Here is a 23,335-nt window from a genome sequence, read left to right as displayed (position 1 = left end):
CGGCCGTTGTAGCGGAGTCAGTCGATCTTCAACGTTCCCCGGGCCTCGGCAACGTTCCCGGGGTCTCGGCGCAGATCGAGATCCAGGTCAACTCCTTCGAACCGATCACGTACGGGACCGTCTCCGCCCGGCTGGAGACCGCCGTGTTGGGCAGCATGCAAAAACCGGCCACTCTGGCGGCCAACGAACCTCTGACCGCCCTGCCGTCCGTGGGGCTGGGACTACCGGTTACTCGGCCTGCCCCGCTCGGCCGCCACCAGGGCGTTGAGGACGCGTCGGGTCTTGTTCTCGGGGTGCTCGGAGAGCGCCACCCCGTGTCCCCGCACCGTCTCCTCCAGCTTTCGCTGCTTGTGCTCGGCCCGCGTGGTGAACCTCTGGGCGTCGTCCTCGTCCTTGGGCTTTACCCGGATCGAGGTCTCCAGGAACTCCAGACCTGCGACCGACCACGCCTCCAAGTCCACCTTCAGGTCCCCGAGCGGAACGTCGTCGACCTTGGTCGCGCGGATCGGACCCAGCGCGACCAGCCCGCCGAGTTGGACGGCGGGAGCGCAGGCGTGCAGGAACTGGTTCTGCACCGCATCGATCGGCGCGGTGGGATCGGCTCCGGGAATGACCGCGTCCAACAGCGCTCCTGGTGCGTGACCGTGCACCAGGGAGGCGGCCAGAACACGGTGGTTCACCGACCAGTCCTCCTCGATCCTGTAGGTGAACGGCTCGGCGCCGAACGGGGCGGAGAACCGGCCGACCAACTGCTTCCGGGTGCATGGACGCAACTTGACGGTCAGATCGTCCGGACCGCCACCGGTCCTGAACCGCACGATCACGCCAGCGTCCAGCAGCCGTACCTGGCCCTCGGCGGCGCCGTCCCGGTCCTCGGCGAACCAGATCTGGCGGGTTGTCATCAGGCCGTGCGCTGCGCCCAGGAGTGACAGAGCCGCCGCCACGTCGCTCTCGATGTTGACCTTGATCTCGACCGGCAACAGATCCATCGCCCCGCTCCCTACCGTCTTCTGTACCTTGCCCGGGCGCCTTGCAGTGCGGCTGGACAAAGGAAAGGAGTCGAACGCCGTGAGCTGACCCTGCTCCTCCCACGACTGGGCGTCGCTGCTGCCCAGCCTCGATCGGGCCCGATCCGCCATGACCGGAAAGGGACGAACTCAGGGGTGGGGCTTGAGTTGTACGCAGAGGTCATCTCCGTAGGGGAGAACCATCGTCCTGTCCCGGCCGAGCTCCCGGCCCGGCGTGACCAGGAACAGTCGCCAAGCCGGGTTGCGTGACCCCGGTGGGGCAGCGCTGCCTGAGCTCAGGCAGCGACAGTGAACCCGTGTCGACTGCCGAGCGCGGCGAGGGTGGACTCGCCCGGGATGCCGTCAGCGTTCGCTCCGGTGAACCCCTGTTGACGCTGGAAAGCCGCGTAGGCGTCGACGGTATGGGACCCGAAGGATCCGTCACCGCCGAATGTCGGGTCCAGCAGCCCCTCTGCGACCAGGGCAGCCTCCACAGGTCTGACGTCCGCCGGGAACGTCGTGTGCCCCTGGGCAGCGCCCGGGTCGGTGTGTGCGGCAGCGACGACGTGAGACAGGCTGACGCTGACGCCGGCGGGTGAGATGCCGGGCCGTGGAGCGCCCTTCTTCACCCAGGCCTCGAGCGGGTCGCCAGGGCATTTGGTGGCGAAGCCGTCGCGGTGCCCTTTGATCTCCGCTCCGGCGCCGCCCTTCTTTCGCAGCAGGTCGATGGCGTCGCGAATGCCGGCCAATTGAGCTTTGGTCGGATGAACGAGACCGGAGTCGCCCACCATGGCGCACACTGAGTAGTGGTTCAGGTTGAGCTGGTGATTGCCGTTCGCGGCTTGCAGTTTGTGCAGACCACGCCCTTCGAAGACGTGTCCGTGCGGACATACCACGAAGCTGTAGGCGATGTCGGAATAGTTCTCGGTGTGGTTCGCCAGATGAGCAGCCTGGATGGCCCGCACTCGGCCGGTGCACTTGGGGTGGTTTTCCGGTTTGGTGAGATCAGACGGGACGGGGGCTCCCTCATAGTGGACCTTCACGCCACGAGTGGACGCGACATGCACGAGGGGCGAACGGGGCGGTTTGGCCCCCCAATCCGCACGAGTGACGAGACGCATTCCTCACTCCCTTGCGTAGTAGCGGATAGACACCGCCGCATTGGCGACACAAAACCTCGGACCTGCGCTCCAGAGAGCACGGCGGTTGGCTTGTCTGCCAAGCCTGCAGTTCAAAGGTTTCGGTGCGCCGTTTGACTCCGAGCGGTCGGTGTCACAGGAGCTGGGCGGGTCTGTGAGGGCGCAAGAACCTGCGATTCCCACGGACCTTGCGAATCTCACCGCAGACCCGACGGCAATGCTCGTGGCTAACGCGTGGAACATATGTAGCGTCTTTATCAGGGTGCATCTGCACCCTCGGAGAAGTCAAGCAATGCGATCGGCGGCTGAAAGTCGGGTGGGCGCCCGCGTAGTTGCTCGACGGCACGAAGCAGATCCTTTACGACTGCACCGCCATGACACGCCATGACGACGGACAACCGGCCCACCAGCACCGGAACCTGGACGACCCGGACGGCAACCCCACAGCCATCCATCTGGCGCGACAGGATGTTCGGCCTGACGGTTCGTAGGCAGACCCACAACAGGGCCCGGTGCTCCGTTTGCCCCGTTGCTGACACGGTCATACGGTCGAAGTAACGCATATATCGCGCATCGCAGCCTCGCTCTCCATGGTGGCGAGACCGAGAGGCGCCCTGATCCGCTATGTGTATACGCGTCGTTGCAAGCCGTCCCCCGAGCCGGGGATCGGCGGCCGGCCCTGATCACCGAACCGATTTCGTAATGGGCCATGGAGGCATGGCCCCGATGGGAAGTTGGCGGGCATAGGAATGCGAATGAAACTGACCCAGCTGCGAGCCCTCGTCGCACAGGTGGGGTTCACCGGCAGAGACGTCAATATTGCGGCGGCCGTCGCCATGGCGGAATCCCGAGGTGACCCGGCCGCTGTCGGGGACGAGGGGTTGGCCGACAACAAGTGGGGGCCGTCCTTCGGTCTCTTCCAGATACGCTCCCTCAGACACCCAGAGCAGTTCTCACCCCCGGACTCGCTCAGAATCTCCGGAAAGCTCAAGGACCCGCACTACAACGCCAAGACAGCAAAGGCCATCAAGGACGCACACGGCTGGAGACAGTGGTCCACGTTCACGAACGGGGCCTACCGCCAGCACTTGGATGGCGGCACCGCTGTATTCGAGCCGTTCCCTGGTGCTTCGTTCTTCCACACTGGGCAGAAGTCTTCGATCATCACCGCGATGCACCATCGGCTTGTCACTGAAGGATGTAATCGGTATGAGTCTGGCCGTGGCGCCGACGTGTGGGGTTCGGGGGATACGAAGTCCTTCGCCGCCTGGCAGCGGAAGCTCCACTTGACAGGCCGCGATGCCGACGGTGTCCCCGGCAAGTTCAGCTGGGACATGCTGCACGTCCCCAACGTCTGAGCCGGTGAGAGGCCGGCCGCGGCGGTCAGGGGTGCGGAGTGGTCACGGGCCAAGGGGAGAGTCGTGCCCGCCGAGGGCGGGGTGGGCCATGGCCCTTGTCATGTCAGGCGGTGGGGCGATCGCTCCGGCGAAGTGCTGGTTGCCCAGATCCGCCCGCAGGGCCAAACCCGGAGGCTTCGGAGGACAGCCGCTCGTCGAGACCCACCCCCCTCTGCGGAAAATGCCTGGCAGGGTGTTGTCGCAGGCAACTGGGTGGGGACGGCGGGCCGCATCATGCCGTCGCCGAGTGCGCGGTGTGGGGCGGGAGGGCACCGGATCGGGCGATTTGGAGCAACGCATGTCGGGCGCCTGCCGGGGCGAGGCGAAGACCGACGCGCCCGCGACGCCTACGTCATCGCCGAGACCGCCCGCCACCGCAGCGACTTCGCCACGATCGACGTGCCGCCCAGCTGGCCGCCGATCACGCGCTGCTGCCCCACCCCGTACCCACCTCGTGGCCGACCGGGTGGCGGATGATCAACTGGTGTTGCTGACGCGTTACCAGAGGGTCGGCCGCGATCCGTCGCCGAGGCCGGGCGAGGCTGACGGCTGGCTGACAGGCCGTCAGTGTGGCGCGACGCAGACGCAGTCGACGCGGCCGCGCTGGAAGCCGCCCAGGCCCAGCAGACCGCATTCCCTGGCGAGCATGTCGCCGGGCAGATCGTGGCCGACCTGGCCCTGGAGGAACGGCTGAGGCGGATTGAGCAGCAGATCCGCGAGGCTCGTTCCGAAGCCATCACCAGGCGGGGATCATCGAGTCCGTGCCCGATACCCGGCCCCGAGTTCATCATCGCGGCCGGCGACCTGGCGTCGGCGGTCGGGCTCGTGCCCGTCCCGCGTGGTTCCGGCCACGCAGACCAGCATCATCCGCGAGGTACCGAACCGGGACTTCTACCTCAAGCAGCGCGGGGAGGGCTGCAGGCACGTCCAGGCGTGCTGTGGGCGTTGCTGCGTGAGGGACGGGTCTTCACCTCCGCTCCTCCGGTCACGCAAGCGGCTTGACTTCGCCATTGAGACTCCTGATCGTCCACCTACGACGCCGCTAGGCGGACTGGCCGACCCAGCGGATCCGGCGTCAGGATCGCTTAGAGTGCAGGTGCCGACAGCGTCGTTGCTTGCGTGAGCACATAGTCGGACTCGTTCCGCCAGCACATTTACTCGGTAAACACCCGCACCGCCGCATCCTCGGACGAGGTCTGCAGAGAGAGTCCGCACTCACCGGTGTCGGTCACCTGGTCGGCCTGGAGCGGGAAGCCGGTGAACTCGATCCAGGCGACGCCTGAGTCACCGTCGTCCCAAGTGATCGTGCCCTGCCCGAAGAAGCCGTTACTTCCGGACGGGTCGGTCACGGCGACCGTCAGAGAGTTGGCCACGCCCTTGGGGTTCTCGGCCTGGATGTCGACGGTGAGCTTGACCCCGGGACTCGCGAGTGCCGTGTCCGTAACGGGCGCCAGGCTTCCGACATTGAAGGCGCTTCCCAGTCCGGTGGAATTGGTGCCGGTGACCTGGAGAACGGCCACATTGAACGTCTGAGGGCTGACTGAGACTGTCGCCATGATTGCGCCTCCTTCGCCTCAACCCCAGAATCCGACAGCCTGTCCGGAGTTGCAACACGGTGTGTTCTGATCCACGGTGAAGGTGCGAATCGCTGGGTCGTGATCCCATCACGCGAAGGAGAACCGCCATGGGAGAAGACACGGACCTGACGCCCACTCTTGACGATCTCGTGGCGGACTCCGTTGAGTTGTCGCCAGTCTGGGGTGCCTGGTGTCCCGACGAGGAGAGTCAGGTCGCTCAGGACCTGGCAGCCGAATCGGACGGAACCACTGCCGCTGAAGAACATAATCTGGCCACGGGCCACACCGCCGTCGGCACGCTCTCGCTGCCGAACGCGCTCGCGGTCAATACCGACATCCAGCTGTTCCCATTCCCCTTCTGTTTCCGCTACAACGGCCGTCCCTGGCAGTCCATGACCCTTCTCGCGCCGGGTGCCGACGAGGCCGCGACGACAGCCGGTCAACTCGTCAACCTCCTCAACCTGGCGGCCACCGGGAAAGGCTTTCCGGCCCTGTTCTCGGCGACGAGCGGCATCTGTTCTGCCTTCTAGCCCAATGCCGTTGCTTTTGGCGTGGGCGTAGGCTGGTCGGCAGTGGGTCCCGGGGGTGGTTGGGGTGGCTGCGAGCGCGTTGGACTTATCGGGTCTTGGTCTGCTGACCTGGGTGTACCCACCGGGGTTGGTGGACCGGGTGGTGGCTGCGTGTGGTCGTTCAGAGCAGCGCAGGCGGCTGCTTCCTGCGCGGTTGGTCGTGTACTTCGTCCTGGGGCTGGCGCTGTTCTCTCCTGCTCCCTATCTCGAGGCCATGCGGCATCTGATGGCAGGTCTGCGGGGGTTGGGGCTGCTGGGCAACTGGCATGTTCCGGCGAAGTCTTCGCTGTTCAGAGCCCGGCAGAGGCTCGGTTTCGAACCGTTCCAAGTGCTGTTCGCGGCGACCGCGAAGCCGATGGCCGATGAGTCGACGCCTGGCGCGTTCTGGCGGGGCCTGCGGCTGCCGGCCGTCGGACGGAACTGGCTGGGACGTCTCGGACACCGAAGCCAACCGGGCCGCCTTCGGCCGTCCCGGCAACGGCCGCGGAACAAAGCGCAGTGCCTTCGTCCAGGTGAGGATGGCGGTCCTGGCGGAGGTAGGCAGCCATGCGGTGCTGGACGCGGAACTCGCAGGCTGCCGCAGAGTGCAAGTCACTCGCGTCGGCCGCCTGTCCAGGTCCTGCGCCGCGGGCCAGCTGGTCCTGGCCGACCGTGAGTTCCTCGGTGTCCCGCTGTGGCGCGCCTTCACCGCCACCGGAGCTGACCTGCTGTGGCGGGTGCCGGCCAACCGTGTCCTGCCCGTGCGCAAGTTACTGCGTGACGGATCATGGCTTTCCGACATCCACGCCGGCACCGACCGGGCGAAACATGTCCCGGTGCAGGTCCCCGTCATCACCTACCAGCTCAAAGACGTCGGCGGTGCCGCTGCCGCGGTCGACCACCGCCTGGTCACCACACTCCTAGATGATCGATTCCAAGGGGTAGCGGCTTTGAGTGGACCGCTACGATCAGGGCCTTGGGTGCGGGGGCTGCGGGGGAGGTCGTTTTATGGTCGGTTTGGCGGGTCTGGGACGTCGGGGCGCGCTCGCGCTGGGCTTGGCGACGGTACTCGTGGCGTGTACGTCGACTGCGAAAAGCACAGACGGCAACGAAGTCCGTACGGACTCTGAACCGCTCGAACGTCGGTTCGCCACGCTCGGCCCGCTCTCCGACGCACATTGGCTTGGCGTCGTGCTGGGTACCCCCGATTCGAGGGTTCCGGGTCCCACTGATGTTCGTGTGGTGGGCTTCGCCCAGCTGCGAGCCGGTGCCGTTGCCTCCATTGTGGGGGCATCGCAGCTAGGTTTTCAGCCCGCGAAGCCAAACCAACTGCCGGAAGCACTAGTGCAGTTCATGCCCAAGAGGGCCAGGTGGGTCCGGAGCGAGTCCTTCGACCGTCAGGTGACGGGCGAAACGTATTCCGGGGTGTTCTACTTCGACCCGGGTGCGCACTGGGTCTACTTCGACACGATCAATCCGAGTGTTGCCTCCAGCTCCGGAACGTGATCAGGTCCCCCGGTTCGGCCACGCAGACGATACGAGGGCGTCCAAAGTCATCTTGTGACGAACGACCTGGACACCCTCGCGACCGCACTCTACGTGAAGACCGGCGACGTGCTGAAGGACTCGCCGCAGTGCAGCCCGTGGCGGCCAGCGGTGGGCATTGCGCCGCAACTCACGATGCCGAGCTGGTGACTTTGGCGATGATGCAGGCCATGCTCGGCTTCACCTCCGAGGCCCGGTGGCTGCGGCACGCCCGCGCCCACCTGCGGCACCTGTTCCCCTACCTGCCCCACCGCCCGGCTACAACAAGCGGCTGCGCAAGGCCGCCGAGCTCATCCGGCGCGTCACCCGCGCGATGGCGGTCGACACCACGCTGTGGACCGACGACGTGTGGGTGGTGGACTCCACGCCCGTCGAGTGCGGGCGCTCCCGCGAGACCGCCAAACGCTCCGACCTGGCCGGATGGGCCCAGTACGGCTACTGCGCCAGCCACAGCCGGTTCTTCTGGGGGCTGCGGCTGCACCTGGTGTGCACCCTGCGCGGCCTGCCCGTCGCCTTCGCCCTGACCGGCGCCAAGGCTGACGAACGCGAGACCCCGCTGGACCTGTTCGCCGTCGAGCCGCAGCTCATCGACGAGCGTCCCGGCCAGACGCCGATCGGCGACAAGAACTACTTCGGCCGCGAGTTCGAGCAGCAGCTGGCCGAGCTGGACATCCGGCTGTTGCGGCCGGCCCGCAAGGGCGAAGCCGAGCGGGCCGGATCACAGCTGTTCAAACCGCTGCGGCAAGTCATCGAGTCGATCAACGAGACCTTCAAGGGACAGCTCGACCTTGAACGCCACCGCGGTCGCACACCCGCAGGTGCGGCGGTCCGGGTCCTGCAGCGCATCCTCGCGCTCAAGGCCGCCATCTGGCACAACGACCACACCGGCCAGCCGGTCATGCGCGCGCTGACCGCGTACGACCACTGAACCCCTTGGAATCGATCATCTAGACGCCCGCCGCCATCCCGCCCGGCAACTGGCCGCGCTCTACCGTGAACGCTGGGAAATCGAATCCGTCTTCGCCGAGATCAAGACCTTCCAATGCGGCGCGAAGGTGGTCCTCAGCAGCAAAACACCCGACGGTGTCCTCCAACAGATCTGGGCCCACCGCCTGGTCCACCACGCATTGCGGGAGCTGATGCTGAGAACCGCGGCCACCCGCCAACTCGACCCGGACCGCATCTCTTTCACCGAAACTCTGCGCTCCGCCCGGCACAGTGTGACCCTTACCCCGGGCGGCTTTTCCCCCTGAGCTCCTGGTCAGAGCACTGCACTTCCTCCAAGAGGACCTGCTGGAAAGCTCCTGCCGACCAGACGGCTCCGCAGTCAGCCTCGTGTCGTGAAGCGCAAGATGTCCAACTACTGGCTCAAACGGGCTGAGCACTACACATGGCCCCAGCCCACCCACACCGGCACGCAAGCCATCCGCATCAAACGACCCCAACCTCCAGACCCGTAAAGCAACGGCACTGCCTTGAGAACGAGAGGCCGATCGTCTCGGTTCCGTGCGGGACGCGACCCTCGCAGCATCAACCGGGACGGACCGAAGTGCAGAGACGGCCGTGAGGACAGGTCAGCGGACGCGGCAACCCGACGGACTGTACCGGCGCGGGTCCCTGACATCTGTCAGGGACCCGCAGGGGCCCGCAGCCCTCTAAGTTGCGGTACGCACCCCCTCTGCGAGTCGATGACAGCCCGACCTCACAGAGGGTTCCTCCGCAGCTAGTCCCGTCTTCACTCCCACCACTCGAGTCCCGCAGGAGCAACCGACCCCATGCGTATCAAGCGACCTCTTCTCGGCGCGATCGGGTCTCCGACCCTGGTGCTGGGCTCCGTCTGCGCCTCCGGCTCCGCCCAGGCGGCGTCCTCCGCCTCCTCGACCGTCTCCCCGACGATCTCACCAGCCGCCCCTTCACAACTGGTGCCTGCCGGAGACCACGTCGACTGTGACACGGGGAACTTCTGCGCCGCAGTCTGGGACCCCCGCAGGCCAGTGGCGGGTCTTCTTCCTGTACGACTGCAACCGCCGCTACCTGTCGAACTGGAGCGGCACTGGCGAGGTTATGAACAACCGGACCGACAACGCCGAGGCGACACTTTACGGCCAGAACGGCAACGTGATCCAGACCTTCCGGGTCGTCAACGCTGACGCGCCCGACGTGGACAGGGATCCGGTCTGGTCGATCCGCAACTGCTGACCAGGCAGCTCCAGGCGTTACTACCGTTACGACTGAACCTTCCCTTGATCGTGCTCATCCGGTGAGACCGAGTTCGCGTAGGGCGTCGGCGGGGTGGTTGCGATAGTGGTCGTGGGCGGCTGCGTTGGCGGCCTCGACAATGCGGGTCGGCTCCCGACGGGCCTTCGTCGCCCAGGCGGCCGAGGTGTGTTCACTGAACTGGATAAGGCATCCATGCAGTTCAGGAGGAGTGCTGCTAGCTTTCCGGCATGGGTCAAGCAGGTAGTCCTGAGAGGACGCCAAGTCCCTTCTCTCTCGGTTCCGCTCTCGGTTCGGCATCGCCCGTTCGAGGTACTGACTGTCGTACGGACCCACTGCTCGGCATGCACATGCCGGGATGCGGGGCACAGGACGAAGACCGTACCCGAGTGACCTGTCGGACGAGCAGTGGACATTGATCGAGCCGATGATCACGTCCTGGAAGCAGGGCCGGGTGAGCCGTTCGGCGACCGGAGACTACGGGCCTGTGACCTGAGGGGAGGGCGTGAACACGATCTTCTACCAGAACCGGACGGGCTGTCAGCGACGCTACCTGCCCCATGACCTGCCCGCTTGGTCGGCGGTCCTCTACTACTTCGTGCTGTGGCGTCAGGACGGGCTCGACCAGCGGATCCAGGAACTCCTGCGCTGCCAGGTACGGGAGGAAGCGCGTCGATTGGAGACCCTGTCCGTCGTGATCATCGACACCCAGTCAGTCCGCGCGGCCCCAGGTGTCCCGAAGACCACGACGGGACTGGACGCCAGCAAGAAGGTGTCGGGGCGCAAGCGGGGAGTGGCCGTCGATGTCCTTGGGCTGATCGTCGGCGTCGTGGTGCTGTCCGGCTCCGACCACGACAACACGGCCGGCACCGCCCTGGCGGACCAGGGCTTCAAGGACGAGGTGCTCATCCACGGCGCGTTGATGGACGTCGACGCGTCGAGATCGTACGCCGCAACCCCGAGGACCAGGGCAAGGGCTTCGTCCCGCAGCCCAGGCGATGGATCGTGGAGCAGGTCAACGGCACGATGCTCCACCGCCGCCTGGCCCGCGAGTACGACCACCGGCCCGACGCCTCCGCCTCGCGTGTCTGCTGGGCCTCCATCGCGAACACGGCCCGCCGCCTCCCCACACCCGCCCCGCCTGGCGCGACACTCTCGGACTGGCCGCCTGAACGTTGTCGAACTCCTGGCGGACCTCCAGGCCCGGTGCGACGAGACCAAGGCCCGGACCGACGAACTACGCGACCAGGTCGCGCACTTGACCTCCGTCCTGACCGAGACCGAAGCGCGACTCGCGGACCTGGCCACCACGAAGAAGGTCATCACCGCATGCGTCCCACCCGGAACCGAGCCCGAAACGCCCGAGACGAACACCGCCTACCAGACCATCGTGAGCCTTCAACCAGCACTCCGACCAAGCATTCAGAGCCCGTGAGCTGCACGAACTCCTCGGGATGCCCACCGACGAGGCGACCGTCAACATCACCCGCAGCCGCCTCCCCCATGAACCCCAACTTCCCCTGCAATCACAGACTCCACGTCACAAGGGGAGGGGCGATATGTACATCCCTACGAAGAAGAGCCCTTTCACCGCCCAACCTGACGCCGTAACGGGCGCGTTATCGATCACTAGACGTCATGTGCCCCCGGTTCGATCACCTCCCTGTGTCGACGATGTGGTACTCGACGGGCCGCCACTTGATCAGCTGGCGGTCATACCCACGAATCGGTGTTCCACAACCGGTCAGAGGCGGTCGAAGCGACACCTTTTTTTGCCACCCCCACCCTGCCCGCCCCACCTCCACAACAAAGGATCGCGCCATGCCCGCACGCAACCCTGAACAACCAAACCAACCGGATCGGCGGTCTGCCCCTGTGCTGACAGTGAGACCTGATATGACACGTTCCAGATCGGCCGCCCGCGGCATCCTGGTGACCCTACTGACCGCTGTGGCGCTGCTGACCGGCCTGCTCAGCCCCCTCGTCCCGGCCGCGCGGGCGGACGACCCGGTGTGTACAAAGGTCACCATCATCGGCGTGCGCGGGTCCAGTGAGGGCTACGTGGGCCCCTACGGGATGGGTGAGACCGCGGGGCCCGCTGCACAGGCCGCCGCCGACCTCCTGGTGTCCCACTACGGGCACGCCCGCTCCGACATCTCGACCACCTCTCTGGTCTACCCCGCCGTCGCCGCGAGCGACGTCCTCAACTGGTGGGACTCGGTCAGGACCGGCGCGGAAGCGCTGGACACCCTGGTGACGAACACCTACCTACGCTGCCCATCGACGCGGATCGGCCTGGTCGGCTACTCACAGGGTGCCGGCGCCATCAACATGGGGATGCACCTGATCTCCGAGCGTCACGGTCACGTTGCCCAGGCCGTCCGCGGTGCCCTGCTCATCGCCGACCCGTTCCGTGACGGACGCCAGTCCTACGCACAGAACATCACCGCCGACGGTCGCATGGTCGGTGGCGTCGGGCTGCGCGGCATGCTGCGCCGACAGGCGGTGCCGGTCAGCTTCCAGGGCGTCACCCGCGACATCTGCCGTGACGGCGACGGAGTGTGCGGCACGATCTTCGAGGAGACAGTGCAGTCCGTCATCCAGGCGAAGCTCTCCGAGGCCACCCACACCAGCTACATGAACTGCTGCAACGGCTTCAACATCCTGCGCGAGTACGGCCAACAGCTCGGCTGGCGCCTCGCCCAGAACCCTGACGGCGGCGGTGGCACCGCGCCTGTGCCGCCCACTCCCGCCTGGAACCCCGGCAAGGACTGCGGAGTCACCGTCACCGCCCCGACCCAGGCCGCCGGATACGCGGTGCAGGCCGCATGCTCGCAGGTCGCGGCCGGCACCTGGTACACGTGGGGTGGAGGACACGGGCCGACGCCCGGCGCGAGCTACGGCTTCGTCGACGTCTCCGACCCTGAGCGCAGCAAGAACGACCCGTACCGCAAGGGCTTCGACTGCTCGGGGATGGTGCGCTGGGCCTGGTCCGTGGCGGTCGGCCACGACATGGTCGGACAGCGGACCGCCGCCCAGGAGTTCGCACTGCCCGCCGCGGCGCGCTTCACCGCGGCCGACGGCACCGCGCCCCTCAGACCGGGCGACCTTGTGTTCTGGGGGTCCCCCATCACCCATGTGGCGATGTACCTGGGCAACGGCAAGATCGTCGAGGCTCGCGAATCCGACACCAAGATCATGGTCACGGACTTCACCAGCCACCGGAACTATGCCGGCGCGATCCGTCTCTCGGGTGACGCGGCGGCACCAGGCACCGGCGGTCCCAACAGCACCTGGGGCACGGACGTCAACGTCCGTTCCGCTCCCGCGCAGAGCGGCACGATCGTCACGACGTTCGCCGGCCCGACAGCAATCACGATCAAGTGCCAGAAGCGCGGCGGGACCGTGACCGCCGAGGGCTATACCAACGACGCCTGGTCGTTCCTGCCTGACTACGGCGGCTGGGTCAGCAACATCTACGTCCAGGGCGCGGCCTGGCTCGACGGCGTCCCGGCCTGCGACGGCGACCCCGGAGGTGGCTCAGGGCGCCACAGTACCTGGGGCACAGGCGTCAACGTCCGCCCGCTGCCCTCCCGCGGCGGCACCCCGGTGGCTACCTTCTCCGCACCGATGTCCATCGCGATCCAATGCCAGAAGCGGGCCGAGTCCGTCGTCGCGGAAGGCATTACCAACGACGCGTGGTCCTACCTGCCGGAGTACCGGGGCTGGGTCAGTAACATCTTCATCCAGGGCCCGGCCTGGCTCGACGGCGTCCCGGCCTGCGACGGCAACACGGGCAGCGGCTCGGGCCAGTTCAGCACCTGGGGCACAGGGGTCAACACCCGTCAGCGTCCCAGCGTCTCGGCCTCCCTGGGCCCTGTGTTCTCCGGCCCGACCCGCGTGACCGTCTCCTGCCAACAGCACGCGGAATCGGTAACCGCCGAAGGCATCACCAACGACGCGTGGTCCTACCTGCCGGACCACCAGGCGTGGATCAGCAACATCTTCATCCAGGGCCCGGCCTGGCTGGACGGGGTCCCCTCTTGCGGCAGCAGCGGGACACCGGTCGGCAACACCGGCCAGCGGACGTGGGCCTCGAACGTCAAGGTCCGCAAGGACTCCTCCACCGCTACCGATGTCGTGACCACCTTGACCGCTCCGACCGCCGTGCGGGTGACATGCCAGATCCAGGGCCAGTCGATCACAGCCGAGGGCATCACCAACAGCGCCTGGTCCTACCTTCCGGACTACGGCGGCTGGATCAGCAACATCTTCCTCCAGGGCCCGGCCTGGCTCGACGGCGTCCCGGCCTGCGGGACCACGCGACCGGGGAACCCGCCGAACATGACGTGACGGCTCTCCCACACTGATCGTCGGCGGGAAACCTGCCACGGCCCCTGTCTCACGCAGTGCCGCGTGAGACAGGGGCCGCCGCCTCGTTCGTGCCGTCAGTTCGCCAACAGCTCGTTTCCGCGTGGCTACTTCAAGGGCGGCGGGCAGCCGGCGCGAGGTCGGCCGGCCACCGGCGTGAGTCAACCACCGACCCTTTGGCCACAGTCGAGCTTGGTGCCGACCCTGCAGGACTCCCGCGTATGTCTGCTTACGCTGCCGGGGCGGTTGCCCTGGTTACGCCCACCACCTAGATCTTCTTGCCGGAGATGGCCACCACGCGGCGGTGGCGGAGCGGGATCTGCAGTGCGGAGGAGTCTGTCGGCAGGCCGGTGTTGTGGCGTGGATGCAACTTGGTCTGTGTACGCCGTGACACCGGGCTCCACGCCGGTTACCTCGAACTCCACCACGACATGGGTGAGATCGGCGGCATTCTCGCTCCCGACCACCGAGGCCAGGGCCTTGGTGCTGAACTGTTCCTGGCGGGAGTGGAGTTCGCCCATGGCCACGCCAGTTTGCCAACGGTACGGGCGGGCAAGGCGACGGCGAACCTCGCATGCCTCCGCGCCCTGGAACGCGCCGACTTCGTCCCGGCTCCCGGCCCGGCCCGCCACACTCTGCCGGACGGCCGCGAGCTGGACAGCGTCGGTACCGGCACGAGGCCGCCACATCGACGTGCGCGAGGCATTGAGGGAGAAGTGGAGCGGCGGAGGAGCGAATCGCCCATTCCATCGGCCCCCCGGAGCTGAACGACTGGCGTTCCAGCGTGCCCCCGCTCGCACGCGGCGTCGAGGTGCCCGTGCCACTGCCGGCTCGGAGGCTCACCGTGCTCGGGGCCTGTCACGGCGGCGCCCTATGCCACGAACGGTGTGGAGCGGCGCGGTCAGCTTCGGCCTGGTCACTTCTCTGAACTCAACCAGCCTTCTCAAACCTCGTACTGAAGCTGCGAGGCGAGGGGCTGGAAAATTCCCTTGCCGTCAAGGGTGGTGATCGTTCTACGGTTGCTCCCCGTGACTACCGAGATGCCCTACCTGCCGCTTCCGATCGACCAGTCGGACGTGCGCTACGTCCACGGACCCGATTCCGCTCTACGGCCGGGTGTGCCGACCGGTGAGACGATCGAGTTCGAGTGGAGGGGCAGCGAGGTCTACCCGGGAACCTTTCGTAAGTTCTGGGTACACGTGCCTGCCCAGTACGACCCAGCGATGCCGGCGTCCTTGATGGTGTTCCAGGACGGATGGTGGTATCTGGACCCCGCGGGGGATGTCCGCGGCGCGATCGTCCTGGACAACCTCGTTCACCGCGGCGACATCCCCGTCACCATCGGCGTGTTCGTCGATCCTGGCGTCTTCCCCGATGCGGAGAATCCGAAAAACCGCAACAGGGAGTACGACGCCTTCGACCACCGGTACGTCACCTTCCTGCTCACCGAGATCATTCCGCAGGTTACGGATCGCTACGCCATCGCCCTGTCGCCGGAAAGATGGGGCATCTGCGGCGGGAGCAGTGGCGGCAACTGCGCCATTACTGCTGCGTGGTTGCGTCCGGACAAGTTCCGCCGCGTCATCGGATACCTCTCCAGCTTCGCGCAGATGCCGGACGGCAACCCCTACCCAGGCCTCATCGCCCGCGTTCCCCGCAAGCCGCTGCGCATTTTCATACAAGGCGCCCACCGCGACCTGCACTGGGATGAGCCGCAGCGGAACTGGCTCGCCGAAAACCTGCGCGTGGCAGCCGCTCTCGCTGAAGCGGGCTACGATTTCCGCTTGGTCCTGGGAGACGGCGGCCACAGCCCCAACCACGGCGGCGTCCTACTGCCGGATGCGCTGCGCTGGCTGTGGCGACCCTATGAAGATCGCCCGGCGGCTGACTGAAATGTGCTTCCACCAAGGCCCCTTGGGCCAGTTCAGTTATGCAACATCGCGTTCCCGGCCGTGATCATGCCGCAGCGCCCGGCTCAAGTCCGCAGGACCTAGTTGTAATGCGGCCGCAGGTGGAGCGAGTTGATGGGCGTCAGGTCCCGATACTCACCGTGGCCCTCCGGGATCGACGACGTGCAGTCGTTCGCGTTGTAGCTGAGGCACAGCTCGACCACCGCGCCGTCGTACTGATTGTTCAGTACCCAGTGGTTGCCGACCTGGTTGTTGAGGTTGTGTGCGCCGTAGGTGAAGTAGATGTGGCTCGGCGACACGGCCGGGTTCTGGTTCTGCGGGTAGACACAGACCGCGCCGTACGGGCAACCGGCCCAGTCGTCGGCTGCCTTGGCCTGAGCGGTGCCCGTAGCGAGCACGGCCGCGGTGACGGTCGCGAAGGCCAGCGCGGCCGTGCGCCTCAGTGTTCTGCGCATAATGTATTTTTCCTCTTCTGTGGGACTGTGTTCGGGTGATCCAAACCGTAGGAGAGGGACGGCCGGACGTGTCCTGACAGATGTCAGGGACGGCTGGGCAGGTGCAGTCCCCGGGGTCGAGGGGAAGGCCGCCGCAGACCCAGAGCGGAGCGGTTGTCGTTGGAATCCGCAACGTCCGGAACGCGAGGCCGGGAACGATGTCCGTACGAGCGCGGGTTGGGGCTCCTCGTGGCCGCGATCGTGACGGTGGTGGGTCCCGGCTGGCTGGCTGCCTTGCGATGTGTGCCGCTCCAGTCCGGCGCGAGCCCGACGGCGGAGGCGGGGCCGCGCGGTAGCGACTCGGTGACCCGCGACGGCAGCGAGGGTGCGGAGTTCGCTGTGGTGGATTACACCGAGGCCCCGGAGCAGGGTGATCGATGCGAAGCTGGAGCACCGTGCGCAGTCCGTGGCGCCGGCGGCTGCGGAGCCGACGGGGTGGGTTGAGGATCTGAATGTTGTGTTCCTCGCAGGCCGGGTCGTGGTGCGGTCTGTCCGTCGGTGTTGTTCGTCCGCGACGTCACGAGGACGAAGTGGGGCTACCCGCCGCCGCGGTGAGCGTCGGCTCCGGCAACGCCCACGGCCCGCATGCGCCCGCCGCCTGTGGGGTGGCGGTCAGCCGCAAATCCAGCGCCCGGTCCAGGCCCGCAGCCGACCAGGACAGCCGCTTGTTCACGGTGTCCGTCTCGGTGGTCGACTGGCGCAGGGTCCACGGACCGACAACCTCCGCCTGGCGCGCAGCGACTCCAGCGCTGTCCTTCGACGCTGGAAGGGCCATGTAGGTCGAGCGCCTGGGTTGCTGGGGCCTACTGGGCCTTGGCGTAAGACGGGTTGTTGGGGGAGGGGGGTGGGTACGGCGGCTGGACGGAGGCGCGTCCAACGCTGGCCGTCCCAGATGGCGCCGCCGTAGCCAACCTTCGGCCCCCGTTCCTCCAGCCTGAGCCTGAAGGCGCCGCTGCGGTCGTGACCGGCATCGGCCACGGTATGTGCCCGGCAACCTCCCCTGCGGGGTTTTGTCAGGCCAGTCGGCGGTCCACGATGCCAACGCCGGCGACGATATGTGGGGAGGCAGGGAGCAGCATGAACGCTGACGTTTCACCGGGAGACGACTCCGAGGACCGGGCTGCGACCGGGCCCAGGGGGTGCCGGGGAAGCCGGCGCCACGTTGTGTCTGTCGGCTCCATGGATGTCGCCCGCGCGGCCACCACCGGGCCGTGTCAGGCCGAATACAGCGGGCTGGGCTCCACTCGCCCGCTACCGCGAGACTCCCCGGCCCCTGGCCGGCCTCGTCAGGGCTGCGTTACGCCACTCGCGGCGGAAGGGGCGACGTTTCCGCCGCGTCCGGCACAGCCGGGCACGGGTGGCCGCCGGTTGGGGCATGTCGAGAAACGGGCGGAATTCGGCGAAGTCCGCGACCGGCGAGGCCGGCCACGGCGTGGACGCCACCGAGCCGTACGGCCGGGGAGTCCGAGCCGAGCTTGTCGAGGGCCAGGGAGAAGCGCTCGGTGTGGAGCCGGGTGGCTTCGCCGTGGACACCAGTCTCGTCGACGCGCTGGCGGCGACAGGCGGGCCCGGCCGAGCCTCAACAGACGCAGCTCTCGATCATCCGCAGTTGATCGCGGCCGCCGATTCAACGTCATGGCGCTGGAGACGACGTGCGGTTGCAGAGGAACCCGGATCGCCAGACTCTCCTTCGGGAACGCGGCCCGCGCCACCCTCACCGTCTCCACCGGGATATCCCCAGACCCCTTCGGCTGCATCGACATCCGCCCCCACCCCATACGACAACGTCGGCCTTCAAGACCACAACCGGGTCTTGAAGGCCGACCTCACACATGACCCCGAATAAACCAACAGCGTCGGTCATACGGCGGGGCCACTTGAACTTGACCGCGTCGCAAACACAGAGGCCCCGGGCATCGAAAAGCTCGCGTCGCAACCAGTGAGGAAAGAGCCACTTGCGAGACAGTTCTCAGCTCTGATAACTGAGCCTTGTTCGACTAAATGCCCAGTCAGCAGGAATTGCTCGCCCCGGGTGCTCAGCGACTCGCGCAGTTCGGCGACGGTGCCCACGGGCGGGTTGAAGCCGGGCACAGGGTGCGCGGCGTACTCCTGGCCGAGATGGCCGTGTTCGGGTCGGTGGCCTCCGACTCGACTGTGTCCGCCTCTGTCGACCAGCTGGCTGGCCCTGGCCGCGCTCCAGAGCGTGCGGTCCGAAGTCCGCGGTCGGCTATGGGTACCCGAAACGGCCCGCCAGTCGAACTGACGAGCCGTCACCAAAAATCTAGAGGTAGGGCTCCCAGAGGAAGTTGACCTGCGTGCCTGGCGGCACGGTGATCGAGCTTCCGTATCCGGTGCCGTCCGGTATCAGCTGCCCGTCATCCGGCATCCCGTAGAACGCGAAGGTCTGGTAGACGCCTTCGGTCAGGTCGATGGCGTATACCCCGCTGGCATCCGTGTAGGTCTCGTAGAACGCGCCATAGGTCCGCGGCTGGGGATAGAAGGTGACTTGAACACCTTCGACGGGGTTGCCTTGCGCGTCCTGCACCACCCCTTCGACCCGGCTGCTCTCCTCGGTGGTTTCCGTACTCCCGCCGCTGGATTCGTCTGTGCCGTTTCCGCCAGTGGCGTTCGGGTGCGGGGTGGTGACCACCTCGGTCGGAATCGGGATCGGGAAGGACCCCGGTCCGTCGTCCTTTCCCGAGTCACCGCAGGCACTGACGAGGAACAGCAGGGGGCACAAAAGTGCTGCGCTCAGTCGTGAGGCAGCGCGTGCTTTGTGGCTCGTCATGGTGAGCGACATCGCTCTTCTCTCCTTCTCCGATCATCCAGTGAACGGGCTGTGGGATGCGGCCTTCCCTCGTGCGCGCATCCCACGGCCGGCTTCGGCTACGCGCGGTCGAGGATGCGCTCGATCTCCCCGTCGTCCTCGTCCTGGGCCAGCCACCTGTTGCAGGGGAACGTCCATTCCTGGTTTGTGTCCTCGTTGCGGATGAAGATCCGGTCGAGGTACCAGCCCGGGAAGGGGAACTTGTTGTCGTGCCGGACCCGGACCCGCTGCAGGTCGCCGAGGTCGGCCAAGTGGAGCGCGAACGTGTCGACCGCTCCCTGTTCGAAGTTGTTGCCGGCGTTGTCAAGGTTGAGCTCGTCGCTGCCGTCCTTGTCGCCGTACAAGGTGATGTAGACGTTGGCGTCGGTGCCGGCGCCCGCGAGCGGACTCAGGTTTCCGGTGTGGACGTTGACTCGGTAGATCGCCATGACCCCTCGTTTCGTGCTGTGTTGTGGTCCTCGGCTCCGTGCTCCGATCGCCCGGCCGAGGCAGGTTCACTGTCGTCCGCCCAGGAGTTCGGCGGCATGAGCTGGGTGTCCTGGCGGGGGCGGGCACGGCGCCCGGCGTCGGGGGCGGTGTCCTGGGCACTGTGTCCCGCAGGACCGGGCTCCCTGCCTCATGCGCAGGCCTCGCGCATCGCGCACTGTTTCCTCCAACGCCGCGCCAGGAAAAAGGGGGCTTGCGGTGGCTGGCCGTCGAGGGGTGCGGTCCAGAAGAATGGGGGTGTGGCCGTGCGCGCGATCGTGTGGTCGGTGGTGGTGTCCAGCGCGGCGGCGGTCGGGTTCGCCGGCTGGGTCGCCGCCTTGCCCGACGGCGTTCCGCAGCCGCAGGGCGGCGATCTCGGTGAGACCCTGCTCGGCGTGGCGCTCTTCTCCTGGGCCGTCACCGGCGCCGTGGTGGCGTCGCTACGCCCGCGCAATGCGCTCGGTTGGTTGTTCCTCGCGCTGGGCGCGGTCGGTACCTGGCAGGCGGGGCTCGCGGCCTACGGCGGCTACGGCATGTTCGTCCCAGATACGGACTGGCCGGGGGCGCCCATGGTCGTTGCCGTGGCCAGCGGGGCCCATTACCTGGTGGTGTTCTCCCTGCCGACGGTCGTCATGGCGCTGTATCCGCGGGGCCGGCTCACGCGCAGGTGGCTGTGGTGGCCGGTCGGCGCGGCGGCGGTGGCCATCACCGTATTAACCGTATGCGCGCCCTTCGACTCCGCGGCGTATGACGACATCGTGCCCAGCGGCACACCGCCGGTGGCCTTCTCGCCCGCCGTGAGCGGGCTGGTCAACGGCACCTGCCTCGTGGTGATCGGTCTGTGCTCCGTGGTCGTCACCGGGCACACGCTGGCGCGTCTGGTCAGGTCCCGGCCTCCCGAACGCCAGCAGTTGGCATGGATGACGGCGGTGCTCATCCTCCTGCTGGCGCTTCAGTTCGTTCTCGGGCCCGCCGCACGTGCCTGCCTCATCGGTCTGGTTCCCGTGGCGGTGGCGATCGGCATCCTGCGCTATCGGATGCTCGGCGTCGAGGCCATCATGCGCCGCAGCTTCGTCTACGGAACACTCACGATGGTCGTCATCGCCGTCTACCTGCTGGCCACCACCGTGCTTGGGGCGGTCTGGAGCCGGGGCCCCCTGCCTGGTGTCCTTGCTGCCGCGGTCGTGGCCATCGCATTCACTCCGGCACGGGAGAGGCTGCAGCAGGCGGTGGACTGGTGGCTCTACGGCGCACGGCGCGATCCGTTGCGCGCGCTGTCCGGGCTGGGCGACCGGATGGCCGATGTCGAGGACCACGATCTGCTGCCGGCCGCGCTCGGCGCCGTACGGGAGGCCGTCCGCTCCCCTGCTGTGACGGTGGCCGACCCCGACGGGAACGTCCTGGCCACCCTGGGCCGGGTCCCGCCCGAGGGACACACGCTCCAACTGCGTCTCGCCGGAAAAACCTTGGGGACCATGGCCGTCGCGCACCGCACGCCCGGTGAACCCTACGGCGCGGACGACAAGCGGCTGCTCACGGCCCTGGGGCACCAGATCGCGGTGGTGGTCAGAGCGCGCCAGTTGACCGAGGACGTCGCCGCTGAACGGGACCAGGTCGTCGACGCGACCCGCGCTGAACGCGACCGGCTGCGCAGAGACCTGCACGACGGCCTCGGCCCGTCGCTGGCTGGCATCAGCCTCGGTCTGCAGGCCGCGACCGACGGCCTGTCCAAGGGGGAGATGACCTCGGTCGCGCATCTGGTGGAGCGCACCCGCGATGAGGTGAGCGGTGCCGTCGCCGAGATCCGCCGCATCATCGACGGCCTTCGCCCGGCGGCTCTCGACCGCTACGGGCTCGCCGAGGCCATTCGCCGGCGCGCCCTGTCCCTGGCGCCGTCGGTCGCAGTCGAGGTGCGGACGTCGATGCTGCCGGCGCTGGCCCCTGACGTGGAAAGCGCCGCCTATCGCATCATCGGCGAGGCCCTCACCAATGTCGCTCGCCATGCCGCCGCGCAACACGCCGACGTGGAGGTGAGCGCCGAAGGCCAAACCCTGCACATCACCGTCCGCGACGACGGAACCGGTATCCCGTCCGACCCCTCCGCAGGCGTGGGAGTGGCCTCGATGCGTCGTCGTGCCCAGGCAGTGGGCGGGCGACTCGTCATATCGCCCGCGGACTGCGGGACCGTCGTCACCGCCAACCTCCCCCTGGAGACGCCGCGATGAGTACGGACAGCCCGGTGCGTGTGGTAATCGCCGACGATCACCCCATGTTCCGTTTCGGCCTGCGCGCCGCGTTGACGAGCCAGGACGGCATCGAGGTCGTGGGCGAAGCGGAGGACGGAAATGCCCTGCTCGCAATGGTGGAGGACACGCGGCCCGACGTCGTCCTCACCGACCTCGCCATGCCTCACCTGGACGGAACCGCAGCCATCCGCCGGTTGCAGGACAGCCACCCCGGTACGGGGATCCTGGTACTGACCATGCACGAGGACGACGAGGCACTCGTCGGAGCCCTGCGGGCGGGAGCACGCGGCTATCTCCTCAAGGGCGCCGACCGTACCGAGATCGCACGTGCGGTGCTGGCCGTCGCCTCTGGAAGCGCGGTCTACGGTGAGGCCGTCGCCGGGCGCATCACCGCCTTCTTCACCCAGCCTCAGCGCCGGTACGCGGCGCAGGTTTTTCCCGAACTGACCGACCGCGAGCGGGAGATCCTCGAGCTTGTGGCCGAAGGGGACAGCAACCACGCCATCGCCCGACGCCTCTTCCTCGCAGAGAAGACTGTCCGCAACCATGTGTCGGCCATCATGAACAAACTCGGGGCCGCCAGCAGAGCGGCCGTGGTGGCCCGTGCGCGCGACGCAGGACTCGCGGGCCCGCAGGACGGTGCACGCGAACGTGAATGACGACACCGCTCCCGGGCGGGGAGGGTCATCTCATGTTGGCAGGGGGACCGGACATATACGTAGTGGCCCTTGCGGCTGCGCGCTCCGTATGTGCCGCTTCTACATCGCCCGGTGGGCATTGTCAGACCTCAAAGACCGCCGCAGCCCACCAACTCCCGCTCCCGACCCGGACGGGCAGCCTCCGGCCGATCCCGGCGAGCCGGCTGCGCCCCGGCCCTCGGACCAGACTGCGGGGGAGTGGGAGAATCCCCGCCTCCCGCTGCGGGACGAGCGGGCCGTCCTCGCCGGTGTGGTGGTGCGGGAGAAGCTGCGCACCACCACCGTCGTGCGGGGCCGGGCGTACGACGTCGTCGCGCACCAGCAGGCGGCGATGCCCGAGCAACCGCTTGCGCCCTCGGCCGCCGACCCCGAACACGACGACCAGGAGGCGGAGGCCGCACCTCGGGAGGCGATCGACCTGACGGCGCTGCGGGCCTTGCGGGAATCCCGCGCGGACATGTAAGCCCTCGATCTCACGGCCGAGCGGCTGCGCCACCTCCAGGACGCGTTCGCCAAAACGGCCGACGACTCCCGCGTCCGCGCGGACCGCTACACCGAACAGGACGACGCCGACGTAGTGCACCCGGTGCGCCATGACGACCAGCGGGCGCACCGCCCGCAGGAGCCCGGACCGCACCGTGGCCCGGAGGTCGGCCCCTGAGTGCACCCGATGCCGTGGTGCGCACCGACGATGTCCAGCATCCACTCCACGCGTGCAGCAGGGGGCGATCAGGGGCTGGCGGCCACCGGCCCGGCGCCACCGCGCGGGGCGCCGGTCACCACTGGATCGTCCCTGGGACCGACGGTGGTGCCTCCCGTGCCGTGACCGTCTCGCGTGCCGACGCGCGGACGTCGGGGTGTACGTGTCGGCGCAGGAGGCGGAGCTGGCCGCGC

The 23,335-nt window shown here is 67.5% G+C and carries 20 protein-coding genes and 3 pseudogenes; 14 read left to right on the top strand and 9 right to left on the bottom strand.

Annotated features, from left to right (window positions below; genetic code table 11):
- Window positions 1-28: 28 nt before the first annotated feature.
- The 3 genes from STRTUCAR8_RS55320 to STRTUCAR8_RS43985 all read right to left on the bottom strand — a co-directional run bounded on the left by STRTUCAR8_RS55320 (window position 29) and on the right by STRTUCAR8_RS43985 (window position 2,050).
- Window positions 29-157 (bottom strand): hypothetical protein, encoded by a 129-nt coding sequence (locus tag STRTUCAR8_RS55320; RefSeq protein WP_267889072.1) that lies wholly within the window; start codon window positions 155-157, stop codon window positions 29-31.
- A 64-nt stretch (window positions 158-221) separates the two neighbouring features.
- Window positions 222-989: a hypothetical protein gene (locus STRTUCAR8_RS43990; RefSeq protein WP_006382975.1), complete on the bottom strand. Its 768-nt coding sequence runs from the start codon at window positions 987-989 to the stop codon at window positions 222-224.
- 314 nt (window positions 990-1,303) lie between these two features.
- Window positions 1,304-2,050 carry a peptidoglycan recognition protein family protein gene (locus STRTUCAR8_RS43985; RefSeq protein WP_234372691.1) on the bottom strand — a complete coding sequence of 249 codons (747 nt, stop codon included), beginning with the start codon at window positions 2,048-2,050 and terminating at the stop codon, window positions 1,304-1,306.
- Window positions 2,051-2,901: 851 nt separating this feature from the next.
- On the opposite strand from STRTUCAR8_RS43985, the gene STRTUCAR8_RS43980 reads away from it, so the two are divergent.
- Entirely contained in the window at window positions 2,902-3,504 is a 603-nt protein-coding gene (locus STRTUCAR8_RS43980) for a peptidoglycan-binding protein (RefSeq protein ID WP_006382986.1), read from the top strand.
- Between the two features lie 337 nt (window positions 3,505-3,841).
- Window positions 3,842-3,939 (top strand): annotated as a pseudogene (locus tag STRTUCAR8_RS55500) (IS110 family transposase); the annotation flags it as partial.
- 758 nt (window positions 3,940-4,697) lie between these two features.
- Here the strand turns inward: STRTUCAR8_RS55500 and STRTUCAR8_RS43970 are convergent.
- On the bottom strand, window positions 4,698-5,099 hold the full coding sequence (locus STRTUCAR8_RS43970) for a hypothetical protein (RefSeq protein WP_006382985.1): 402 nt from the start codon (window positions 5,097-5,099) through the stop codon (window positions 4,698-4,700).
- A gap of 128 nt (window positions 5,100-5,227) precedes the next feature.
- Here STRTUCAR8_RS43970 and STRTUCAR8_RS43965 point away from each other — a divergent pair, with 128 nt between their 5' ends.
- From STRTUCAR8_RS43965 to STRTUCAR8_RS43945, 9 genes and pseudogenes are all read left to right on the top strand, one after another.
- Window positions 5,228-5,650 (top strand): hypothetical protein, encoded by a 423-nt coding sequence (locus STRTUCAR8_RS43965; protein WP_006382938.1) that lies wholly within the window; start codon window positions 5,228-5,230, stop codon window positions 5,648-5,650.
- Window positions 5,651-5,705: 55 nt separating this feature from the next.
- A complete protein-coding gene (locus STRTUCAR8_RS55945) occupies window positions 5,706-6,344 on the top strand; it encodes a transposase domain-containing protein (protein ID WP_078507499.1) in 639 nt (212 codons plus the stop codon).
- An 884-nt stretch (window positions 6,345-7,228) separates the two neighbouring features.
- Window positions 7,229-8,141 (top strand): annotated as a pseudogene (locus tag STRTUCAR8_RS43960) (IS982 family transposase).
- A gap of 10 nt (window positions 8,142-8,151) precedes the next feature.
- Complete coding sequence (locus STRTUCAR8_RS55940) at window positions 8,152-8,466, top strand: transposase (RefSeq protein WP_078507498.1); 315 nt, start codon at window positions 8,152-8,154, stop codon at window positions 8,464-8,466.
- 811 nt (window positions 8,467-9,277) lie between these two features.
- Window positions 9,278-9,412 (top strand): hypothetical protein, encoded by a 135-nt coding sequence (locus STRTUCAR8_RS55315; protein WP_267889071.1) that lies wholly within the window; start codon window positions 9,278-9,280, stop codon window positions 9,410-9,412.
- A gap of 523 nt (window positions 9,413-9,935) precedes the next feature.
- A complete protein-coding gene (locus tag STRTUCAR8_RS43955) occupies window positions 9,936-10,865 on the top strand; it encodes a transposase (protein WP_006382954.1) in 930 nt (309 codons plus the stop codon).
- 461 nt (window positions 10,866-11,326) lie between these two features.
- On the top strand, window positions 11,327-13,783 hold the full coding sequence (locus STRTUCAR8_RS52065) for a cutinase family protein (protein ID WP_006382970.1): 2,457 nt from the start codon (window positions 11,327-11,329) through the stop codon (window positions 13,781-13,783).
- A gap of 368 nt (window positions 13,784-14,151) precedes the next feature.
- Entirely contained in the window at window positions 14,152-14,568 is a 417-nt protein-coding gene (locus STRTUCAR8_RS50930; protein WP_234372694.1) for a GNAT family N-acetyltransferase, read from the top strand.
- Window positions 14,569-14,829: 261 nt separating this feature from the next.
- On the top strand, window positions 14,830-15,693 hold the full coding sequence (locus tag STRTUCAR8_RS43945) for an alpha/beta hydrolase (protein WP_044473939.1): 864 nt from the start codon (window positions 14,830-14,832) through the stop codon (window positions 15,691-15,693).
- Between the two features lie 98 nt (window positions 15,694-15,791).
- Here the strand turns inward: STRTUCAR8_RS43945 and STRTUCAR8_RS43940 are convergent, their stop codons facing one another.
- From STRTUCAR8_RS43940 to STRTUCAR8_RS43930, 5 genes and pseudogenes are all read right to left on the bottom strand, one after another.
- Window positions 15,792-16,166: a hypothetical protein gene (locus STRTUCAR8_RS43940; RefSeq protein WP_006382973.1), complete on the bottom strand. Its 375-nt coding sequence runs from the start codon at window positions 16,164-16,166 to the stop codon at window positions 15,792-15,794.
- A gap of 556 nt (window positions 16,167-16,722) precedes the next feature.
- Window positions 16,723-16,980, bottom strand: a complete 258-nt coding sequence (locus STRTUCAR8_RS53045; protein WP_006382977.1) for a hypothetical protein — start codon at window positions 16,978-16,980, stop codon at window positions 16,723-16,725.
- 639 nt (window positions 16,981-17,619) lie between these two features.
- Window positions 17,620-17,769 (bottom strand): annotated as a pseudogene (locus tag STRTUCAR8_RS54935) (pentapeptide repeat-containing protein); the annotation flags it as partial.
- Between the two features lie 717 nt (window positions 17,770-18,486).
- Complete coding sequence (locus STRTUCAR8_RS43935) at window positions 18,487-19,005, bottom strand: carboxypeptidase-like regulatory domain-containing protein (protein ID WP_006382972.1); 519 nt, start codon at window positions 19,003-19,005, stop codon at window positions 18,487-18,489.
- Between the two features lie 86 nt (window positions 19,006-19,091).
- Complete coding sequence (locus STRTUCAR8_RS43930) at window positions 19,092-19,460, bottom strand: PLAT/LH2 domain-containing protein (protein ID WP_006382966.1); 369 nt, start codon at window positions 19,458-19,460, stop codon at window positions 19,092-19,094.
- Between the two features lie 297 nt (window positions 19,461-19,757).
- Between STRTUCAR8_RS43930 and STRTUCAR8_RS43925 the strand changes: the two genes are divergently transcribed.
- The 3 genes from STRTUCAR8_RS43925 to STRTUCAR8_RS54930 all read left to right on the top strand — a co-directional run bounded on the left by STRTUCAR8_RS43925 (window position 19,758) and on the right by STRTUCAR8_RS54930 (window position 22,904).
- Window positions 19,758-21,722 (top strand): sensor histidine kinase, encoded by a 1,965-nt coding sequence (locus STRTUCAR8_RS43925; protein ID WP_044473933.1) that lies wholly within the window; start codon window positions 19,758-19,760, stop codon window positions 21,720-21,722.
- On the top strand, window positions 21,719-22,402 hold the full coding sequence (locus STRTUCAR8_RS43920) for a response regulator (protein ID WP_006382969.1): 684 nt from the start codon (window positions 21,719-21,721) through the stop codon (window positions 22,400-22,402). The genes STRTUCAR8_RS43925 and STRTUCAR8_RS43920 overlap by 4 nt, the downstream gene beginning before the upstream one ends.
- Before the next feature lie 118 nt (window positions 22,403-22,520).
- Window positions 22,521-22,904 (top strand): hypothetical protein, encoded by a 384-nt coding sequence (locus STRTUCAR8_RS54930; protein WP_234372689.1) that lies wholly within the window; start codon window positions 22,521-22,523, stop codon window positions 22,902-22,904.
- Window positions 22,905-23,335 lie beyond the last annotated feature (431 nt).

This window comes from Streptomyces turgidiscabies Car8 (assembly GCF_000331005.1).
Lineage (GTDB): Bacteria > Actinomycetota > Actinomycetes > Streptomycetales > Streptomycetaceae > Streptomyces > Streptomyces turgidiscabies.
This window is presented reverse-complemented; position numbering and strand designations above follow the sequence as displayed.